Annotated in this window: 16 protein-coding genes; 8 read left to right on the top strand and 8 right to left on the bottom strand. The window is 68.0% G+C overall.

Going from position 1 to position 18816, the window contains the following annotated elements:
* Positions 1-2: 2 nt before the first annotated feature.
* The 7 genes from KB874_RS06135 to KB874_RS06105 form a co-directional block, all read right to left on the bottom strand.
* Entirely contained in the window at positions 3-2330 is a 2328-nt protein-coding gene (locus KB874_RS06135; RefSeq protein ID WP_212535673.1) for a Tex family protein, read from the bottom strand.
* 72 nt (positions 2331-2402) lie between these two features.
* Positions 2403-3710, bottom strand: a complete 1308-nt coding sequence (locus KB874_RS06130) for a TRAP transporter large permease (protein ID WP_212535859.1) — start codon at positions 3708-3710, stop codon at positions 2403-2405.
* Complete coding sequence (locus KB874_RS06125) at positions 3710-4216, bottom strand: TRAP transporter small permease (RefSeq protein WP_212535672.1); 507 nt, start codon at positions 4214-4216, stop codon at positions 3710-3712. The genes KB874_RS06130 and KB874_RS06125 overlap by 1 nt, the downstream gene beginning before the upstream one ends.
* 58 nt (positions 4217-4274) lie before the next feature.
* Positions 4275-5273 carry a TRAP transporter substrate-binding protein DctP gene (dctP, locus tag KB874_RS06120; RefSeq protein WP_212535671.1) on the bottom strand — a complete coding sequence of 333 codons (999 nt, stop codon included), beginning with the start codon at positions 5271-5273 and terminating at the stop codon, positions 4275-4277.
* Between the two features lie 53 nt (positions 5274-5326).
* Positions 5327-5911, bottom strand: coding sequence for a 3-isopropylmalate dehydratase small subunit (gene leuD / locus KB874_RS06115; RefSeq protein WP_212535670.1), 585 nt, complete (start codon positions 5909-5911; stop codon positions 5327-5329).
* On the bottom strand, positions 5911-7314 hold the full coding sequence (leuC, locus tag KB874_RS06110; protein WP_212535669.1) for a 3-isopropylmalate dehydratase large subunit: 1404 nt from the start codon (positions 7312-7314) through the stop codon (positions 5911-5913). Before leuC ends, leuD begins: the two co-directional genes overlap by 1 nt.
* Complete coding sequence (locus tag KB874_RS06105) at positions 7311-8111, bottom strand: GntR family transcriptional regulator (protein ID WP_212535668.1); 801 nt, start codon at positions 8109-8111, stop codon at positions 7311-7313. The genes leuC and KB874_RS06105 overlap by 4 nt, the downstream gene beginning before the upstream one ends.
* Positions 8112-8252: 141 nt before the next feature.
* Here KB874_RS06105 and KB874_RS06100 point away from each other — a divergent pair, with 141 nt between their 5' ends.
* The 8 genes from KB874_RS06100 to KB874_RS06065 all read left to right on the top strand — a co-directional run bounded on the left by KB874_RS06100 (position 8253) and on the right by KB874_RS06065 (position 17793).
* Complete coding sequence (locus KB874_RS06100) at positions 8253-8816, top strand: tautomerase family protein (RefSeq protein WP_212535667.1); 564 nt, start codon at positions 8253-8255, stop codon at positions 8814-8816.
* Entirely contained in the window at positions 8813-10507 is a 1695-nt protein-coding gene (locus KB874_RS06095) for a hydantoinase B/oxoprolinase family protein (protein WP_212535666.1), read from the top strand. Before KB874_RS06100 ends, KB874_RS06095 begins: the two co-directional genes overlap by 4 nt.
* A complete protein-coding gene (locus KB874_RS06090) occupies positions 10504-12567 on the top strand; it encodes a hydantoinase/oxoprolinase family protein (RefSeq protein ID WP_212535665.1) in 2064 nt (687 codons plus the stop codon). The genes KB874_RS06095 and KB874_RS06090 overlap by 4 nt, the downstream gene beginning before the upstream one ends.
* Entirely contained in the window at positions 12564-13184 is a 621-nt protein-coding gene (locus KB874_RS06085) for a cysteine hydrolase family protein (RefSeq protein WP_212535664.1), read from the top strand. The genes KB874_RS06090 and KB874_RS06085 overlap by 4 nt, the downstream gene beginning before the upstream one ends.
* Positions 13181-14047 carry an isocitrate lyase/PEP mutase family protein gene (locus KB874_RS06080; protein ID WP_212535663.1) on the top strand — a complete coding sequence of 289 codons (867 nt, stop codon included), beginning with the start codon at positions 13181-13183 and terminating at the stop codon, positions 14045-14047. Before KB874_RS06085 ends, KB874_RS06080 begins: the two co-directional genes overlap by 4 nt.
* A complete protein-coding gene (locus KB874_RS06075; protein ID WP_212535662.1) occupies positions 14028-15407 on the top strand; it encodes an FAD-dependent oxidoreductase in 1380 nt (459 codons plus the stop codon). Before KB874_RS06080 ends, KB874_RS06075 begins: the two co-directional genes overlap by 20 nt.
* A 75-nt stretch (positions 15408-15482) precedes the next feature.
* Positions 15483-16679, top strand: coding sequence for an acyl-CoA dehydrogenase family protein (locus tag KB874_RS06070; protein WP_212535661.1), 1197 nt, complete (start codon positions 15483-15485; stop codon positions 16677-16679).
* 1 nt (position 16680) lies between these two features.
* Positions 16681-17793, top strand: coding sequence for an acyl-CoA dehydrogenase family protein (locus KB874_RS06065; RefSeq protein WP_212535660.1), 1113 nt, complete (start codon positions 16681-16683; stop codon positions 17791-17793).
* 233 nt (positions 17794-18026) lie between these two features.
* Here the strand turns inward: KB874_RS06065 and KB874_RS06060 are convergent, their stop codons facing one another.
* Positions 18027-18524, bottom strand: a complete 498-nt coding sequence (locus KB874_RS06060) for a hypothetical protein (RefSeq protein WP_212535659.1) — start codon at positions 18522-18524, stop codon at positions 18027-18029.
* Between the last annotated feature and the right edge of the window lie 292 nt (positions 18525-18816).

Below are 18816 nucleotides of genomic sequence, written 5' to 3'. Positions count from 1 at the left end.
CGCTACTTTCGCTTCATCGCCGCCTTGAGCGCGTCGCCCAGCGCGCCGGTGCTGCTGCTGCCGCCATTACCTTTGGGCGCCGGGGCGCGCGGTGGGCGGTTGCCACCAGGGCCGCCGCGTCCGTTCGGACCGTCTGTGCTCACGCCCCGTCCCCGGGCCTGCGCCTCGCCACCTTCCTTGCGCATGGACAGGCCGATGCGCTTGCGGGGGATGTCCACCTCGGTCACGCGGACGCGCACGATGTCGCCGGCCTTGACCACCTCGTGCGGGTCCTTGACGAAGCGGTCGGCCAGTTGGCTGACATGCACCAGCCCGTCCTGGTGCACGCCGATGTCCACAAAGGCGCCAAAGGCCGCGACGTTGGTGACGGTCCCCTCCAGCATCATCCCCGGTTTCAGGTCCTTGATGTCCTCGACGCCGTCCGCGAAGGTCGCCGTCTTGAACACCGGGCGCGGGTCGCGGCCCGGCTTTTCCAGTTCCGACAGGATATCGCGCACGGTCGGCAAGCCGAACCGGTCATCCACGAATTGCTCGGCTCGCAGACCGCGCAGCGCCTCGGGCTTGCCCATGATCTCGCGGATATCGCGGCCGCAGGCCTGCACGATGCGCCGCGCCACGTCATAGGCCTCGGGGTGGACCGAAGACGCGTCCAGCGGTTCCTTGCCCTCGCGGATACGCAGGAAGCCCGCGCATTGCTCGAACGCCTTGGGGCCGAGGCCCACGACCTTCAGCAGCGCCTTGCGCGAGGGGAAGGCGCCGTTTTCGTCCCGGTGCCGCACGATGGATTGCGCCAGCGACGGGCCCAGCCCGGCCACGTGCGCCAGCAGCGGCGCGGACGCCATGTTCAGGTCCACGCCCACCGCGTTCACCGCATCCTCGACCACCGCCTCCAGCGCCTGCGCAAGGCGACGCTGGTCGACGTCGTGCTGATACTGACCGACGCCGATGCTTTCCGGCGTGATCTTGACCAGTTCCGCCAGCGGGTCCTGAAGGCGCCGCGCGATGGACACCGCGCCACGGAGCGACACGTCGAGGTCGGGGAATTCCTGCGCCGCCAGTTCCGACGCGGAATAGACCGAGGCCCCCGCCTCTGACACGACGACCTTGGTGGGTTTCGGCCCGTCGATCAGCGCCAGCGTCTCGGCCACCAGCCGCTCCGTCTCGCGGCTGGCGGTGCCGTTGCCTATGGCGATCAACTCGACCTTGTGGGTGCGGACCATGCGCAGGATTTCCGACTGCGCCCCGCGCACGTCCATGCGGGGCTGAAAGGGGTAAAGCGTCGCCGTCTCCAGCAGCTTGCCGGTGGCATCCACCACTGCCGCCTTGACCCCTGTCCGGATACCGGGGTCAAGGCCCAGCGTCGCCCGATTGCCCGCGGGGGCGGCCAGCAACAGGTCCTTGAGGTTGCGGGCAAAGACGGCGATCGCCTCTTCATGCGACCGGCGGCGCAGGTCGGACAGCAGGTCGACATACATCGACAGCGACAGTTTGACCCGCCAGGTCCAGCCCGCCGCATCGCGCAGCCAGCGGTCGCCCGGCCCCTCGCCCGGAATGCCGATGGCGGCGCAGACGATGCCGACGGCGCGCGGCACGCCGGTTTCGGGATCGGGCGCGATGTCGATGGTCACGACCTCTTCCTTGGCGGCGCGCAGGATGGCCAGCGCCCGGTGCGAGGGAATCGTGGCCCAGCTTTCACGGTGATCGAAATAGTCGCGGAATTTCGCGCCCGCCTCTTCCTTGCCGGCCACGACGCGGGCGGCGATCTGCGCCTCTTTCTGCATGAAGCCGCGCAGGCGGCCCAGCAGGTCGGCATTCTCCGAAAGCTCCTCGGCCAGGATGTCCCGCGCGCCTTCCAGCGCGGCCTTCACGCTTTCGACCGCCTCGGTCACGTAGCCCTGCGCCAGGACCTGCGGATCGGCGTTGCGGTCGTCGAGAATGGCCCGCAGCAGCGGTTCCAGCCCGTTCTCGCGGGCGATCATCGCCTTTGTGCGCCTCTTGGGCTTGTAGGGCAGGTAGATGTCTTCGAGCGTGGCCTTGCTGTCGGCCTGCGCGATGGCGCGGGCCAGGTCGTCGGTCAGCTTGCCCTGTCCCTTGATCGAGTCGAGGATGGTGGCCCGTCGGGCCTCCATCTCGCGCAGGTAGGTCAGGCGGTCGGCCAGCGTGCGCAGCTGCGTGTCGTCCAGCCCGCCCGTCACCTCCTTGCGGTAGCGGGCGACGAAGGGAACGGTCGCGCCCCCGTCCAGCAACTCGATGGCGGCGCCGACCTGCGCGGGTGTGGCCGCGATCTGGTCGGCGATGGTACGGGCGATGCGGGCTGCGGTCTGGTCCAAGGCGGTCTCCTGCGTTGCCGGACCTTCCCGATACCCCGGCGCGGGGGCCGAGGAAAAGGGCGTTTTGCGCCGCTACAACCCCGGCAGCCAGAGCGCCAGTCCGGGGAAGATCACAAGGATCACCACCAGCACCAGCGTGCAGCCGATGAAGGGGAAGGCGGCGGTGTAGATCTCGCGCATGGTCGTGTCCGGTGGCGCGACCCCCTTCATCACGAACAGCAGCAGCCCGAAGGGCGGCGTGGTAAAGCTGATCTCCAGGCCCAGCAGCATGATCAGGCCGAACCACACCGGGTCGAACCCCATCTGCGCCGCCAGCGGGAAGAAGATCGGCACGGTCAGCAGCATCATGGAAATCTGCTCCATGAACATGCCGAGGATCAGCAGCACGCCGAACATCACCGCCAGCATCATCAGCGGTTCGAGGTCGAAGCCGGTCGCCCAGGTGATCAGCCCGCGCGAGGCGCCGGAAAAGGCCAGCAACTGGCTGAACGTGGCCGAGCCGAAGACGATCAGGTAGGCCATCAGCGTCACGCGCAGCGCGCCGACGACCGATTTGCGGATCGCCTCCAGCGTCAGGCAGCGGAACAGCGCCGCGAGAATGAGCACGCCCAGCGCGCCAAAGGCCGCGGCCTCGGACGGTGTAAAGATGCCGCCCACCATGCCCGCCACGGTCAGCACCATGACCGACATCATCGGCAGGATGTCCCGCACGATCTGCAGCAGCTTTTCGCGACCCGTCAGGGTCTCGACCTCGTAGGCGGGCGCGGCATCCGGGTCCATCCGCGTCTGGCCGTAGATCAGCAGCACATACAGCCCCGCCAGCATCAGCCCCGGGATCACCCCAGCCAGCAGCAGCGCGCCCACGTCGATCTTGGCCAGCGTCGCCAGCAGCACCGCCAGCGCCGAGGGCGGGATGATGATCGCAAGGCCGCCGGTGCCAAGGATCGGGCCGATGGACATGTGCTTCTTGTAGCCGCGCTTGTTCATCTCGGGGACCATCAGGCTCCCCAGCAGCGCGGTGGACCCCATCGACGACCCCGACAGCGTCGAGAACCCGGTGCCACCGATCACCGTCACGTAGGACAGCCGCCCGGGCAGACGGCCCAACAGCTTGTCGATGGCGTTGAACATGCGGGTGCCGAGGCCGGTGTAGAAGAAGATCTCGCCCATCAGCAGGAACAGCGGGATCGGCACCAGCGCGAAGGTTGTCAGCGACCCGAACCCGTTGTTGAGCAACAGGGTGATGCCGTTCGCGCCCCCCATGAAGAACCAGGCGCCCGCGATGTTCGCGGCCAGAAAGGCCAGCGCCACGGGCATGCCGATGGCCATGAGGGCAAGGATCGAGCCCAGCAGAAGGGCCAGCGCCCAGTACCACTCCATCATTCGTGAACCCCCGCCTCGCCCGAGTGCAACAGGCGCGGCCCGAAGGTGAAGCGCGCGAATTCGATCGCCATGACGCCGAAGCTGATCGGGAAGGCCAGCGTCAGCAACCATTTCGGCGTGTAGTAGGCGCGCACGTCGTAATCCATGCGCGCTATGTTGGTGTTGACCAGTTCCGCCCCCTTCCACGCGAGGATGGCGCAGACCAGCACGCACAGACCCGCCACCAGCCGGCTGACCAGCCGTTGCATCGGTTCGGGCAGGGCGGCCGTGACCAGCTCGATATGGACATGGCCCTTTTCCCGCACCAGCCAAGGCGCGCCCAGCATGGTCAGGTACAGCAAGCCGTATTCCGTCGAGGTAAAGAGCCAGGCGAAAGGCTGCATGCCGAAGTTGCGCATCGCGACAGAGACGATGACGGCCACCATCAGCCAGATCAGCAAAAGGCCGGCGACCACCGCCATGCCGGTCACCACGCCGTCATAGGCGCGTCGGAAGGACTGCATCGGGGCGTGCCTTTCGCAGGTTGCGCGCGGCCCCGCCTTCGGGACCGCGCTGGTCAGGTCACTTGCTGGCGTCGTAGAACAGGTCGACCAGCGTGTCGTAGTTGGCGTCGCCGCCCGGCTGTTCGGCCATCAGGCCCTTCATCCGTTCCAGCGTCTTGTTGCGGGCCTCGGCGAGGTAGTTCGCGGCGGCTTCGCCCTCGAGCGTGACAACCTTCATGCCGCCCGCTTCCAGCGCGGCGAAATCCTCGTCCCGCTTGGCCTGCAGCGCCTCGTAGGACGACTGCTCGTGCTCCAGCGCCACTTCGGTCAGGATCGCGCGGGATTCCTCAGACAGGCTGTTCCACTTGTTGAGGTTCACGATCACGCCGAGGTCGGTCGAGAAGAAGCAGGGCTCGATCCGGTAGTTGAGGAACTCGTTCCACTTGAGGTCGATCAGGCCGATCTGGGTCCAGCCGGTCGCGTCGACCACGCCACGCTCGAGCGCCGAGTAGACGTCGGTCGTCGGCAGGTCGATCACCTGCGCACCCAGATACTCGGTGAAGAAGGCATTGTAGACGGCGTTGCCGCGCAGTTTCAGTCCAGAGACGTCAAGGTTGCCGTTGGCGTCCAGCTGCGGCTCGTCGCGGGTCCAGAGGTTGTAGCAGACACCCGAGTCGAACCAGCCGAGGTATTTCACACCCATCTTGTCCTGGTGGATCTGGTCGATCAGGTCGAGCCCGCCCTTGGCGCGCGCCTCGGGGGCCGACATGTTGGACGTCACCAGCGCGTCCTTTTCCGGCACCGCGCCGCCGTAGAACGAGCCGGGCGTATACACCATGTCGACAACGCCGTCGCGCACCGCGTCCGGCTGCTGGAACATGCCGATCGCCTCGGGGCCGCCGCGCACCTGGATCTGCACCACGCCTGCGCCGCGCTCGTTCACCTTGTCGACGAACTGCAGGAAGCTCTGGGTGTAAATCAAGGTCTCGGGAAAGGCGTGGACCGCGCTCAGCGTGTCCTCGGCCAGCGCCGTGGTGGCCAGCAGCATCGCCGCCCCACCGATCATCGTCATCTTCATCGTGTCTCTCCTTGCTGGGTGCCGGTGGTCCGGCGGTGGGTAATCGGGCCGCGTCAGGTCGACGGAAAGGCCCAGGGGTGGTCGCTCTTCCGTCTGTCGCGGAAGTTGCGGATCTCGCCCGAATGGGCGCGGGTCAGGTCGATGTCGTCCCACCCGTTGATGAGTTTCTCACGCACCGCCTCGGGCAGGGTCAGCGCGATGTCAAAGTCGCCGATGCGCAGCGTGCCGGCTGCAAGATCGGCCGTGCCGGACAGCGTCCCGTCCCCCAGCACCGCCAGGATCGCCCGGGCCTGGTCGGTGGCCACGGTCAGCAACCCGTTGTTCACCGCGTTGCCGGCAAAGATGTCGGCAAAGCTTGGTGCCACGACCACCCGAAACCCGGCGTCGACCAGCGCGTAAACCGCCGCCTCGCGCGACGAGCCACATCCGAAATTCTCGCCCGCGACAAGGATCGATGCCTGCGGGTGCCGGTCCAGCGGGAAATCTGGATCGCCCTCGCGCAGGTCGTGCAGCAGGAAGCGGCCATAGCCCTCGGCCCGGCTGGCGGACATGAAGCGCGCGGGGATCAACTGGTCAGTGTCGACATTGGCGCGCGGCAGCGCGACAGCCTGTCCCTGGTGCCGCGTCCAGCCCGCCATCACACCCGCCCTTCCAGCAGCGGCCGCGCGTCGGTCAGCGTGCCGGTGACAGCGGCGGCGGCGACCATGACCGGGCTCATCAGGTGGGTGCGCGCCCCCTTGCCCTGCCGACCGCGGAAATTGCGGTTGGTGGACGAGGCGCAGCGTTTGCCCGCCGCCACGAGGTCGCCGTTCATGCCGACACACATGGAACAGCCCGCGCCGACCCAGTCGAGTCCCGCCTCGATGAAGATGCGGTCCAGCCCTTCCTGCTCTGCCTGAGCCTTGATCAGCATCGAGCCCGGAGAGACGGTGCCGGGAACCTTGGCCTTGCGCCCCTTCAGCACGGCGGCGGCGGCGCGCAGGTCCTCGATCCTTGCATTGGTGCAGGAGCCGAGGAACACCTGGTCGACTGGCGTTCCGGCCAGCGGTCGGCCGGGGACAAGCCCCATGTAATCCATCGCATCGCGCACCGCCTCGGCCTGCGGGCCGGTCAGGCGGGCGGGATCGGGCAGGGTCGCGTCGATGGGCAGGGCCTGTTCCGGAGTCGTGCCCCACGTAACGGTAGGCGCGACCTCGGCCATGTCAAAGCGCGCCTCGGCGTGGAAATGCGCGCCCGCGTCGGTGGTCAGCGCCGCCCAATCCTCGAGCGCGCGGTCCCAGTCGGCCGCTTTCGGCGCATAGGGACGACCCTGCACATAGGCAAAGGTCGTCTCGTCCGGGGCCACCATGCCAAAGCGCGCGCCGCCCTCGATGGACAGGTTGCACAGCGTCATGCGCCCTTCCATCGACAGCGCGCGCACCGCCGGACCTGCATATTCCACCGCGTGCCCCGTCGCGCCACTTGTGCCCAACCGGGCAATCCAGTGCAGCGCCATGTCCTTGGCGCCCACCGCCGGGCCGGCCTTGCCTTCGAACACCAACCGCATGGCGCGCGGCTTGGCCTGCCAGACCGTCTGCGTCGCCAGCACATGCGCCACCTGCGTCGCCCCGATGCCAAAGGCCAGCGCGCCAAAGGCGCCGTGGGTCGAGGTGTGGCTGTCGCCGCAGGTGATCAGCAGACCGGGCAGGGTCAGCCCCTGTTCGGGCCCCAGCACATGCACGATGCCCTGGCGCGGGTCGTTCAGCCCGAACAGGCGCACGCCATGCTCGGCGGTGTTGGCCTCCAGCCGGTCGATCATCACGCGGATGGAGGCATCCTCGATCCGGTCGCGGTGGCGGGTGGGGGCGTAGTGGTCGACCACGCCAAAGGTCAGGCCGGGTTCCGCCACCGGCAGACCGCGCGCCCGCAACGCGCCGAACGCATGGTGCGAGCCCTCGTGCACCAGGTGCCGGTCAACCCAGAGCAAGGAGGTCCCATCCGCCGCGCGCCGGATCTCGTGCGCGGACCAGAGCTTGTCCAGCAGGGTCGCGGGCGCGCTCATGCCTCGGCCCCCTCGGCGCGACCGATGGCGGGTTCCCAGTGGCGGGTGCTGCCCTCGCCCACGCGCGCCAGCGCCATGTCCAGCCGGAACATGTCGGGCCGGTAAAGGGCTGACAGGAACTCCACCCCGTTGCCGTCCACGTCGCGCACCACGCGGCGCAGCGACAGCAGGGCAGAGCCCACCGCCACCTCCAGCGCCTCGGCCACGTCGGGCCCGGCCAGCGTGGCCGAGACCGATTGCTGCGCCTCGGCGATTCGCACGCCGCTGCGTTCCAGCAGTTTGTAAAGCGGCGAGGTCGCCAGGTCGTTTTCCGAATAGTTCCGCGCGATCGCCTCGGGGACATAGGTAGTCAGGTGCGAGAACGGCCGCCCCTCGGCGCTGCGGACGCGGGTGGCGATCTGCACCCTGTCCTCTGCCATCAGGCCCATCGCGCGCATCACCATCTCGGGCGCGGACCCGTAGGAAAAGGACAGCAGCCGCGCGGTCGTCTGCCCCATTTCGACCAGTTGCGGCATCAGCGTGGTGAAATCCATCGCCACGGGCTTGTCCGCGACACCATTGGCGCGCACCTGCGTGCCGCTGCCCGCGCGGCGTTCGATCAGCCCGTCGGCAGCCAGTGCCTCGAGCGCGCGGCGCACGGTGACGCGGGAGACGCCAAAGGTTTCGGCCAGCTTCTGCTCGCCGGGCAGGTGGTCGCCATCCGACAGGCGGCCTTCGGCGATCTCGTCGCGCAGCGAAAGGTAGACGCGGCGCGCCTTGGCCCCTTCCGGCAGCAGACTGGATCCCCTGATGTTCATGCGTTTCCCCGACCCCGTTGCCCGGATCGTATCGTCGGTTTTTCAGAAATCAAGCTGCTGTATGTTCCAGTCGTGATTTTCTGACTTAACAAACGTCCAAAATCTGTATTACAAAAAATACAGGTTGTGATGGGGGAAGCTGTGCCGATTGTCGAACTCCACCTTCTTCAAGGCTATGACGATGGGGTTAAGGCCCGCCTGGGCAAGGGTCTGACCGATGCCGTGCGATTCGTCCTGCCCGCCGCGCCCGAGGCCGTCACGGTGATGGTTCATGAGATGGCCGCGGCCAACTACTATCGTGGCGGCGAGATGCGCCAGCCCGCGCCCGCCCTGCCCGACCCAACCCGGATCGTGCACGACTATCTTTCCGCGATGGAACGGCGCGACCTGCCCGCAGCGCAGGCGATGCTGGCCGAGGGTTTCACAATGCAGTTCCCAGGCGCGGCCCCGATGACCACGCTCGAGGAACTCATCGCCTGGTCGAAGCCGCGCTATGCCTTCGTGCGCAAGACCTATGAGCGGTTCGATGCGATGCCTGGCAACGGCGGGGCAATCGTCTACTGCTTCGGCACGCTGCACGGCGAATGGCTGGACGGCACCGCGTTCGAGGGCATCCGCTTCATCGACCGGTTCGAGATCGCGGGCGGCAAGCTCATCCGACAGGACGTGTGGAACGACATGGCAGAAGCAAAGGCGCAGGCATGACCGAGATCGACCCGATCACTCTTTCCGTTCTGGCGGGACGGATGGAGCAGATCGCCGACGAGATGGACGCGGCGCTGTTCCGCGCCGCCTTCAACCCGATCATCGCCGAGGCGCATGACGCCAGCCACGGCCTTTATCACCGCGACACCGGCGACACGCTGGTGCAGGGCAAGTCCGGCCTGCCGATCTTTGTCGGCGTCATGTCCTTTGCCGTGAAGGCGGTGATCGAGAAGGCGGCAAGGGATGGCGACCTACAGGACGGCGACATCTACATCTTCAACGACTGCCATATCGGCGGCACGCACCTGTCCGACATGCGGCTGGTGCGGCCTTATTTCCGGGATGGCGCGTTGTTCTGCTACCTCGCCTCGGTCGGCCACTGGCACGACGTGGGCGGCGCGGTTCCCGGCAACTACAACCCCGCCGCGACCGAGGTCTTCCAGGAGGCCTTCGTTCTGCCACCGGTCAAGCTGGCCCGGGCGGGCGTGCTGCAACAGGACATCGTGGACATCCTGCTGCGCAACACCCGCCTGCCGCAATCGGCGCAGGGCGACCTGAACGGCCAGCTGGGCGCGCTGGACCTGGGCGTGCGGCGGATGGACGAGATGCTGGACGAATACGGCGCGGAAACCGTCGCCGCCGCGCTGGAGGCCCTGGGCCATCGGGCCGAGGCGCTGATGCGCGGCGAACTGGCCGAACTGCCCGACGGGCGGTGGGAGGCCGAGGATTTCCTCGACAATGACGGCATCACCGACACGCCCCTGAAGATCAAGGTCGCGCTGGAGATCGCGGGCGACCGGATGGTGCTGGACTTCACCGGTTCTTCGCCGCAATGCGCGGGGCCCGTGAACATCGCCCTGCCGACCACCGTCGCCACAGCCTACGTGGCGATCAAGCACATCTTCCCAATGCTGCCCGCCAACGCGGGCGTGATGCGCCCGATCGATGTGGTGGTGCCCGAAGGCTCGCTTCTGGCAGCGCAGTTCCCGGCGCCCACGGGCGGCTACACCGAGACGATCCTGCGGATGATCGACGTGGTGTTTTCGGCCTTCGCGCAGGCGGCGCCGGGGCGTGTGGTGGCCAATGCCTATGGCACGATCAACGCGCTGTCTCTGGCCGGGCGGCGCAAGGACGGGCGCCCTTGGGTCATGTTCAGCTTCTATGGCGGCGGGCATGGCGGCTCGCCGGAATCGGACGGGTTGAACCACGGCAATGCGCCGATCTCTACCGCGACGATCCCGCCGATGGAGATCCTCGAGGCCGCCTACCCGGTGATGTTCCGGCAATGGGCGCTGCGCCCCGACAGCGCGGGCGCGGGCGCGCATCGCGGCGGCATGGGTGCGGTCTATGAAATCGAGGTGCTCGAGGAAAACGGCGCCGAGGGCTTCCTGTTCGGCGAGCGTGGACGGTTCGCGCCCAAGGGCATCGCGGGCGGCGGTGACGCGGCGCTGAATATCTTCTCCTTCGAGCAGGACAGCGGGTGGGAGCATCCGCCGCTGGCATCCAAGATGCGCGGCATCAAGCTGCGGCAGGGGCAGGCGGTGCGGCTGGAGACGCCGGGGGGCGGCGGCTATGGCACGGCCGCCACGCGGGATGCACGGGCCGTCGCGCGCGACGTGGCGCGCGGCCTGCTGACCGCCGAGACGGCGGACCGCGACTATGGCACGGATTGGCGGGAGGCAGGCGCATGAGCGGGCGCATGATCGGTGTCGACGTGGGCGGCACCTTTACCGATGTCTTCGTCCTGGACGAGGCGACCGGCACCGCAAGCGTGGCCAAGGTGCCGACGACCCGGCCCGATCAGTCTGGCGGCTTCCTCGACGGGATTTCGCGGCAAGTGGACGACCTGTCGACGGTTTCGGTGGTGGTGCATGGCACGACCGCCGGCACGAATGCACTTCTGGAACGCAAGGGCGCCCGCACGGGCGTCATCACCACTCACGGACTGCGCGACGTTCTGGAGATGCGTCGCCGCGACAGGCCCCGCACCTGGGGCCTGCGCGGCGACTTTGAACCTGTGGTCGACCGGCGCGACCGGCTGGAAGTGCCAGAGCGCACGCTGGCCGACGGTACGATCCGCACGCCCGTCGATCTGGACGCAGTGAGCGACGCCGCGCGTCAGTTGCAGGCGCAGGGCTGTGAGGCCGTCGCCATTCTTTTCGCCAACGCCTACGCGAACCCCGCGAACGAGGCTGCGGCGGTAGCCGCGGTGCGGTCGATCTGGCCCAACCCGCATGTCTCGGCCAGCCACGAGATCCTGCCCGAGATCCGCGAATTCGAACGTTTCTCGACCACCGCGCTTAACGCCTACCTGCAACCCGAGGTCTCGGGCTATCTGGGCCGGCTGGAACGCGCCCTGGCGCAAGGCGGTTTTGACGGCGAGTTCATGATCGTGCAGTCGAACGGCGGCGTGATGGCAGTGGATACCGCCTGCCGCCTGCCGGTGCGCACGGCGCTCTCCGGGCCTGCGGCGGGCGTCATCGCAGCGGGCTACATCGCCTCGACCGCCGGGTTCGACAACGTCATCACGGGCGACATGGGCGGCACCAGTTTCGACGTCTCGCTGATCGCCGGCGGGCAGTCGATGCTGTCGCCGCAGACCTCCATCGACTTCGGCATGGTGGTGCGCAACCCGATGATCGAGATCACCACGATCGGCGCGGGCGGCGGTTCCATCGCCTGGGTGGACAAGGGAGGATTGCTGAACATCGGCCCGGAAAGCGCAGGATCGAACCCCGGGCCGGTGGCCTATGGTCTGGGCAACGACCGGCCCACCGTGACGGACGCCAACGTAGTTCTGGGCCGGATCGACCCGGACAATCCCATCGGCGGGAAACTGACCCGGCTGGATGTGGAGGCCGCCGCCAAGGCCATCGACACGCATGTCGGTGCGCCCCTTGACCTGACCACGCTGGAGGCCGCCGAAGCCATCCTGCGGGTCGCCAATTCGCGCATGGCGGGCGCCATCCGCCTTGTCAGCATCGAGCGGGGCTTCGACCCGAAACGCTTTGCCTTCATGCCCTTCGGCGGTGGCGGGGCGCTGCATGCCGGCGCGATGCTGGCCGAGGTGGGCATCGCCCGGGCCATCGTGCCACGCTATCCCGGCGTGACTTCGGCCATGGGCTGCGTGATCGCCGACATGCGGCAGGATTTCGTGCAGACGATCAACGCGCTGGTCGCCAACCTCGACGAGGACGCGCTGGGCCGGTTCATGCAGGACCACGCGGATCAGGGCATGGCCCTGCTCGAGGCCGCCCGAACCCGGTTCGAATCCCGCGACGTGACGTTCGAGCTGGACATGGCCTATGTCGGGCAGACCCACACGGTTCCGGTGCCCGTCACGGTGCGGATCGAGAATGGCCGCGTGACGCCGCCAAACCGCGCTCAGATCGAGGAGGCCTTCGATACGGCCTATGGCGCAGCCTTTGGCCGGCTGCTGAAAGGCGGCGTGCGGCGCATCCTGAACCTGCGCAGCGCCGTGACAGGGCGGCGGCCGAAATTCGACCTGTCGACGCTCGCGCCAACCGCCACAGCGATGCCCGAACCCAAGGCCACACGCCGCGTGCATTTCGGAACCGAATGGCACGACACCGCGATCTACGACCGGCTTTCCCTGCCTGTTGGCGCGGAAATCCGGGGCCCGGCAATCCTCGAACAGCCGGACACGACCGTGCTTATCGAACCGGGGCTGGTCGGCCATGTCGACCGTTTCGGCAACACCATCATCGAACCCGTGGAGGATGCCGCATGACCGCCCCCCAGGACTGGGACCTGTCGCGCACCGCGCTTCTGACCATCGACCTCCAGAACGACTTCATCCATCCCGAGGGCGCCTATGGCCGCGCTGGGCATAGTGCCGCCGCCATCGCCGCCCTGCCCGACCGCATCGCGCCGCTGGTTCGGGCGATCCGGGCACGGGGCGGTCGCTATGTCTCTGCCCAGTTCACGCTGGTCCCCGACCGCGACGGAGAACCACTGATTGCGCCGCATCTGAAACAGCTACGACCCTTCCTGGGCAAGGGCGACTTCGCACCGGGCAGCTTTGGCCACACGCTGGTCGACACGTTGTATCCAGCGGATTTCGTGGTCGAAAAGGTGGCTTATTCCGCCTTCTACCAGACCCGGCTGGAATACCTGATGCGGGCCACCGGGATGAAACACCTCATCGTTGGCGGGATCGTGACCAATGGCGGCGTCGCCTCGACCCTGCGGGACGCACATCTGCGCGACATCGACACGGTGATGCTGACCGACGGCTGCGCCGCCTTCAAGCAAGAGGTGCACGACGCCACGATCCTGTCGCTGGGCACCGTCACGCACCAGATGACCTGCGCGCAGGCGCTGGACTGGCTGGAGGGCGCGGCATGACCCTGCGAGAGCGACTTGCCGCGAAAGAGATCCTTGTCGCCCCCGGTATCTATGACGGGCTGACCGCCGCGCTGGCCTCGCAGGCCGGGTTCGAGGCACTGTATCTGTCCGGCGCGGCTGTGGCCTACACGCGCCTTGGCCGCCCCGATATCGGCCTGACCACCGCCAGCGAGATGGCCGACACGATGGCGCTGATCGCGGATCGCGTCGGCCTGCCGGTCATCATCGACGCCGACACGGGCTTTGGCAACGCGCTGAACGCCCAGCGCACGATGCGCACCTATGAGCGCGCCGGGGCCGCCGCGTTGCAGATCGAGGACCAGACCTATCCGAAACGCTGCGGCCACCTGAAGGACAAGGCGTTGATCCCCGCCGCGGAGATGGCCGGCAAGGTCGCCGCGATGGCGGACGCGCGGGCCTCGGACGAGACACTCATCATCGCCCGGACCGATGCTATCGCTGTCGAGGGGTTCTCCGCCGCCATCGACCGGGCCGAAATGTATCTCGAGGCCGGGGCCGATGCGCTGTTCGTCGAAGCGCCGCAGGATCGCGCGCAGCTGGAAGCGATCACCGCCCATTTCGCCGGGCGCGCGCCGCTGCTCGCCAACATGGTCGAGGGCGGCGCCACGCCGATCACCGGGGCCGATGACCTCGAGCGACTGGGCTATTCCATTGTGATCTTTCCCGGCGGGATCGTCCGGGCGCTGGCCCGCACCGCGCAGGACTATTACCAGAGCCTGCGGCAGAACGGCTCGAACCGGCCCTTTGCCGAGCGGATGTTCGACTTCAACGGTCTGAACGAGGTGATCGGCACCGACGACATGCTGGCCGAAGGCGCGCGCTATGACGGCAGCAAGCGTTAGCGTTGCGCCGCCCCCCAGGGGCGGGTTCGACATCGACTGCCAGACGCTGATCGTCGGCGCCGGGGCCTGCGGCCTGATCGCAGCGCTATCGGCGCAGGAGGCGGGCGAAGAGGTGCTGGTGATCGAGGCCGATCCCCTGCCCTCGGGGTCGACCGCGCTCAGCGCCGGGCTGATCCCGGCGGCGGGAACCGCGATCCAGCGCAAGGCGGGGATCGAGGACGACGCGGCGCTGTTTTCCGCCGACATTCAGGCCAAGGCCAAGGGCGAGAACGACCCCGCGCTGGTCGGCCTTCTGGCAGTCAACGCCGCAGAGGTAATCGACTGGCTGTCGGATCGCTACGCCCTGCCCTTTTCCGTGGTGACGGATTTCGACTATCCCGGCCATTCGCGGCGGCGGATGCACGGGCTTCCGACCCGATCCGGCGCGGAACTGGTCGACGCGCTGCGCAGCGCCTGCGAGACGGCGGGGATCGACATCGTCTGCAACCGCCGCGCCACGGTGCTGCACCACGAGGGGCGGACACTCCGAGGCGTCACCGTGACCCGTGCCGATGGCGGGACCGAGAGCATCGGCTGCGGGAGGCTGATCCTGGCCTGCAACGGGTTCGGCGGCAACCGCGCGCTGGTCGCCCGGCACATGCCCGAGATCGAGAACGGCCTGTGGTTCGGCCATGACGGTAACCGCGGAGAGGCGGTGCTCTGGGCCGAAAGCTTGGGCGCGCAGACACGGCACCTGGGCGCCTACCAGGGCCATGGCAACGTCGCGCACCCGCATGGCATCCTGATCACCTGGGCCGTCATCACCGAGGGCGGCGTTCAGGTGAACCGCGAGGGGCGGCGCTTCTGGAACGAGGCGCAGGGCTATTCCGAGGCGGCGCGCGCTGTGCTGGCTCAACCGGGGGCCGAGGCATTCGCCATCTTCGACGACCGCATCGCCGGGATCGCCCGCCAGTTCGAGGATTTCAAGCGGGCCGAGGCAGTGGGCGCGATCCGCCGCGCCAACACACCCGAGGATCTGGCGCAGGCGCTGGGCCTGCCGCCCGAAACCCTGGCCGAGACGCTAGCGGACCTGCCCTGGGGCGGCACCGACGGGTTCGGGCGGCGGTTCGGCGCGACGCCCCTGGCCGCGCCCTATTGCGGCGTGCGCGTCACCGGTGCGCTGTTCCACACCCAGGGCGGGCTGGTTGTGAACGACCGCGCCCAGGTGCTGCATCATGACGGCACGCCCTTTGCCAACCTGTTCGCCGGGGGCGGCGCGGCCTGTGGCGTGTCGGGATCCGGGGATGCCGGATATCTCTCGGGCAATGGCCTGCTTGCTGCCGCCGTGCTGGGGCGGATCGCCGGGCGCTCCGGCTCCTGACGGCGCGCGGGCTGTGGATGCCCGCCTGCTTTGCCGCTACCACTGGGAATGGTTCCGGCATGGCGGGAGGGAAACATGGACCTGACCTATACCAAGGCGCAGATCGCCTTTCGTGACGAATTGCGCGGCTTTCTGGCTGACAAGCTGCCGCAAGCCCTGTCGGAAAAGGTGGCCCGTGGGTTGCGGCTGACGAAATCCGACTACGAGACATGGCACGCGATCCTGAACGCCCGCGGCTGGCTGGGCGTGACCTGGCCGCGAGAGCATGGCGGCACCGGCTGGGACGCCGTGCAGCGCCACATCTTCGAGGAAGAGGTGACCGCCGCCCATGCCCCGCGCATCGTTCCCTTCGGCGTCAACATGCTGGGGCCCGTGCTGATGAAGTTCGGCAGCGACGCGCAAAAGGCCCTCTACCTGCCGCGCATCCTGAACGGCGACGACTGGTGGTGCCAGGGCTACTCGGAACCGGGTGCGGGATCCGACCTGGCATCGCTGCGGACAGAGGCGGTGCGCGATGGCGACCACTATGTCGTGAACGGGCAAAAGACCTGGACGACGCTGGGCCAATACGCCAACCGCATCTTCTGCCTTGTCCGCACCTCGAAAGAGGGCAAGCCACAACAGGGCATCTCGTTCCTGCTGATCGACATGGACACGCCCGGGGTCGAGGTTCGACCCATCGTGCTGCTCGACGGCGAGGCCGAGGTGAATGAGGTCTGGTTCCAGGACGTGCGCGTGCCGGTGGAAAACCTGGTGGGGCCGGAAAACGCGGGCTGGACCTGCGCCAAGTATCTGCTGACGCATGAGCGCACGAACATCGCCGGCATCGGCTTCGCCCGCGCGGGGCTTGCGGCGCTGAAACGCATCGCGAGCGCCGAGATGCAGGGCGGGCGCCCCCTGATCGAGAACCCGCTGTTCGCCGCCAAGGTGGCGCAGGTGGAAATCGACCTGATGGCGATGGCCACCACGAACCTGCGCACCGTCGCCGCCGCCGCCGAGGGACAGGCACCGGGGCCGGAAAGCTCGATGCTGAAGGTCAAGGGAACGATCCTGCGCCAGCAGATCAACGCGCTGGCCCGGCAGGCGGTCGGCCCCTATGCGCAGCCTTTCGTCTCCGAGGCGCTGGAGGCGGGCGCAAACCTGGACCCGGTCGGTCCGGATTACGCCCTGCCCGCCACGCAGGCCTATTTCAACAACCGCAAATTGTCGATCTACGGCGGCTCGAACGAGGTTCAGCGGCAGATCATTTCCAAGACGATCCTGGAGCTCTGAGATGGAATTCCGACTGACCGAGGAACGCCGGATGTTGCAGGATAGCCTGCGAAGGTTCCTGGCCGAAAGCGTCACGCCCGCCCGCATCGCCGCCACCACGGACGATGCCGCCGGGCACGACCCGGACCTGTGGCGGCGGCTGACCGACCTTGGCCTGCCCGGCGCGATGGTCTCCGAGGCGCGGGGCGGGTTCGGCGGCGACGGATTCGACCTGATGGTGGTGTTCGAGGAATTGGGCCGCGCAGGTCTGCCCACGCCGCTGCTGGACAGTGCCGTTCTGGCGGGCGGGCTGCTGGCCGAGACGGGGCGAGACGACCTGCTGGCCAGGGTGATCGAAGGACAGGTCATCGCCTTTGCCCATGCCGAGCCAGGCAGCCGCTATGACCTGTCCCGCGTCGCCACCCGGGCTCAGCGACGGGCCGATGGCTGGCATGTCGCGGGCCACAAGGCGGTGGTGCACGCCGCACCCGCCGCCGAAGCGCTGATCGTCTCGGCCCGCACCGGCGGCGCGGTGGCGGACGAGGATGGGCTGTCGCTGTTCCTTGTGCCGCGCGATGCCGTGACGATGCGGGACTACCCGCTTCAGGGTGGTGGGCGCGCCGCCGAGGTGCATGTGGACGCGACCCTGCCCGCCGACGCCCTGCTGATGCCCGAGGGCACAGCCCTTGCCGCCATCGAACGCGCGCAGGCCCGCGCCACCGCCGCCCAATGTGCCGAGGCGCTGGGCCTGATGGAGGCGATCAAGACGCTGACCGTCGACTACCTGCGCACCCGCAAGCAGTTCGGCCAGCCCATCGGCAAGTTCCAGGCCTTGCAGCACCGCATGGCGGATGTGCTGATCGAGATCGAGCAGGCCCGCAGCGCCGTCATCAACCTGTGTGGCCATATGGACGCCGAACGCCCGCTGCGCGAACGCCATGTCAGCGCGACCAAGAACCTGGTGGGCCGCGCCGCGCGGCTGGTGGTCGAGGAGTCGATCCAGATGCATGGCGGCATCGGCATGACGCGCGACTATGCGCTGGGCCACCTGGCCAAGCGGCTGACCATGGTCGATCACCGGTTCGGCGACGCGGATTTCCACCTCGAACGCTTCGTCGCGCTGGGCGCGGCCTGATCCGGTTTGCGAACCATCCGGCCAGCCGCCACCGGCAGCCTCAGGTCCAAGCCGTTCAGCTGGATCGGGTTGATAACCCCGGCCTTGCAAGCTTCGGCCGCGTCTGCGGTCAAGTTCCCGGGCGCGTCATTCCCCAAGGTCCGCTTCGTGCCTGTTCCGTCCCACAGCCGCGTCAACCCTGTGACGGGCGCGTTTGCCCCGCCCTTTCCCCTCGGTGTGTGGCACGGGCACGGTCAGGCGATGCGCCGCTCCGGGGCTTCCTCAGGGCTGATGGGATGCGGCGTCGGCACCGGCAATAGCGGCAGGGGCTGCGATGGGGCTGCATTCGCAGGGCCACAGGCATCGAGGATCGCACGGCACGCGGCTGCAAGCCCGTCCCGGTCGAACCGGACTGGCACAGGGCGCAGGTCCATGCCCTGCCGTCGCGCCTGCTCGGACGGTTCCGGCCAGGAGTGTTCCGCAGCCAGCGCAAACACCGGCACCGCCGATAGTTCGCGCCGCGCCGCGATGCATTCACCGAGGCATGTCTCGACCCACGAATCGCGCCCGTCGACAAGGATCAGCGCATCGGGAATGGCGCTGGCCCGGCAGCGCAGAAGGGCCGCGCCCGCGTCGACGACACAGCGAAAGCGCCAGGCCCGCGCGTCGGGATGGTCGTCGACAAGGATTTCGGTCAGCAGGGCGCAGCTGTCTGCGTCCCTTCCGATGAGGAACAGGCGTCTGGATGTCATGTCTTTACCGCTCGATCGCATTGATGCGTTTCTTGTTGATGCGGCCATCTTGTCGCCACCGTGGTTAATGCAAGGTTACGGGCCGGACGAATTCCGTGCGGCATCCGCGACAATGGTCGCGGCGACACCATGCGGAACAGCGGAAACGCAAGGTCGCGCAGCACCCCGTCCGCAAGGATGTTCCGGGTCAACCGGCCGGCGCCGACCAGATCTCCCGGGCTGGGCCCATATCCGGCGCCCCGGAACGGAAGGCCGACGACGACAAGGGCCGATGCGAATGGATCCTGGCGCA

Origin of the sequence: Thetidibacter halocola, from assembly GCF_018224955.1 — a bacterium.
GTDB lineage: Bacteria > Pseudomonadota > Alphaproteobacteria > Rhodobacterales > Rhodobacteraceae > Thetidibacter > Thetidibacter halocola.
The sequence above is the reverse complement of the archived record's forward strand: the minus strand, read 5'-3'. Positions and strand labels throughout refer to the sequence as shown.

Excerpts from the sequence above, each read along its gene's own strand:
- KB874_RS06125 (WP_212535672.1), bottom strand. The coding sequence starts at position 4,216 with ATGCAGTCCTTCCGACGCGCCTATGACGGCGTGGTGACCGGCATGGCG.
- KB874_RS06130 (WP_212535859.1), bottom strand. The coding sequence starts at position 3,710 with ATGGAGTGGTACTGGGCGCTGGCCCTTCTGCTGGGCTCGATCCTTGCC.
- KB874_RS06085 (WP_212535664.1), top strand. The coding sequence starts at position 12,564 with ATGACCGCCCCCCAGGACTGGGACCTGTCGCGCACCGCGCTTCTGACC.
- leuD (WP_212535670.1), bottom strand. The coding sequence starts at position 5,911 with ATGGCGGGCTGGACGCGGCACCAGGGACAGGCTGTCGCGCTGCCGCGC.
- KB874_RS06105 (WP_212535668.1), bottom strand. The coding sequence starts at position 8,111 with ATGAACATCAGGGGATCCAGTCTGCTGCCGGAAGGGGCCAAGGCGCGC.
- KB874_RS06095 (WP_212535666.1), top strand. The coding sequence starts at position 8,813 with ATGACCGAGATCGACCCGATCACTCTTTCCGTTCTGGCGGGACGGATG.
- dctP (WP_212535671.1), bottom strand. The coding sequence starts at position 5,273 with ATGAAGATGACGATGATCGGTGGGGCGGCGATGCTGCTGGCCACCACG.
- KB874_RS06075 (WP_212535662.1), top strand. The coding sequence starts at position 14,028 with ATGACGGCAGCAAGCGTTAGCGTTGCGCCGCCCCCCAGGGGCGGGTTC.
- KB874_RS06080 (WP_212535663.1), top strand. The coding sequence starts at position 13,181 with ATGACCCTGCGAGAGCGACTTGCCGCGAAAGAGATCCTTGTCGCCCCC.
- KB874_RS06070 (WP_212535661.1), top strand. The coding sequence starts at position 15,483 with ATGGACCTGACCTATACCAAGGCGCAGATCGCCTTTCGTGACGAATTG.
- KB874_RS06090 (WP_212535665.1), top strand. The coding sequence starts at position 10,504 with ATGAGCGGGCGCATGATCGGTGTCGACGTGGGCGGCACCTTTACCGAT.
- KB874_RS06065 (WP_212535660.1), top strand. The coding sequence starts at position 16,681 with ATGGAATTCCGACTGACCGAGGAACGCCGGATGTTGCAGGATAGCCTG.
- leuC (WP_212535669.1), bottom strand. The coding sequence starts at position 7,314 with ATGAGCGCGCCCGCGACCCTGCTGGACAAGCTCTGGTCCGCGCACGAG.
- KB874_RS06060 (WP_212535659.1), bottom strand. The coding sequence starts at position 18,524 with ATGACATCCAGACGCCTGTTCCTCATCGGAAGGGACGCAGACAGCTGC.